General features: G+C 34.7%; 1 pseudogene. It reads right to left on the bottom strand.

From position 1 onward, the window contains the following. Positions 1 to 301: 301 nt before the first annotated feature. Positions 302 to 674, bottom strand: a pseudogene (locus tag BBH99_RS12890) (ComF family protein); the annotation flags it as partial.

Genomic DNA, 674 nt, shown 5'->3' on the forward strand with positions numbered 1-674 from the left:
ATTTTTCTATACTGATTCCATCTGAAGGAAGTTCAGAACTTCCATGTCCTGAAAATAAAGGCATATGAATAGTAAAATAGGCAGAAAGGCTATCCAGATAAGGAGTGAATATTTGGGAATGACCTAAAGCACCGTGCAATAAAACCAAATTCAGCATGATTATTTGTTTTTTCGGAAAATTAAGCAAAAGATTCGGAAGATGAAAATGATCGGGTTAAACAAAAATTAGTATTAAAAGGGCAGTTAGATATAAATAGTACCCTAAAAACTTTAAACCAATAACCTTAAACTTTGAACCCATTTACACATCCATCGCCATCACCAGTACGCTCACCTTATTATCGCCGGCATTTAAAATTTCCCAGGCAATAGATGAAACGGTTGTTCCTGTGGTAAAAACATCATCGATCAGAAGAATATGTTTTCCTGTGATAGGATGGGTAGTTGAAAAAGTATTAACGGTCTCAAGCCTGTGTTTCTTATCCTTAAGAGCTTGGGCTTTAGAATAATAATTTCTCCTGATTAATTGATGGTCAAATGGAACTTCATAGTGTTTTGAAAGAGTTTCCGTGTATAAATGAAGCTGATTATAACCTCTTTCTCTTAATTTTTTAGGATGAAGCGGGACACTTACCAAAAGATCAGGTTTCTGATCTTTAAAGTCTAATCGCTCA

This window comes from Chryseobacterium contaminans (assembly GCF_001684955.1).
GTDB classification, from domain to species: domain Bacteria; phylum Bacteroidota; class Bacteroidia; order Flavobacteriales; family Weeksellaceae; genus Chryseobacterium; species Chryseobacterium contaminans.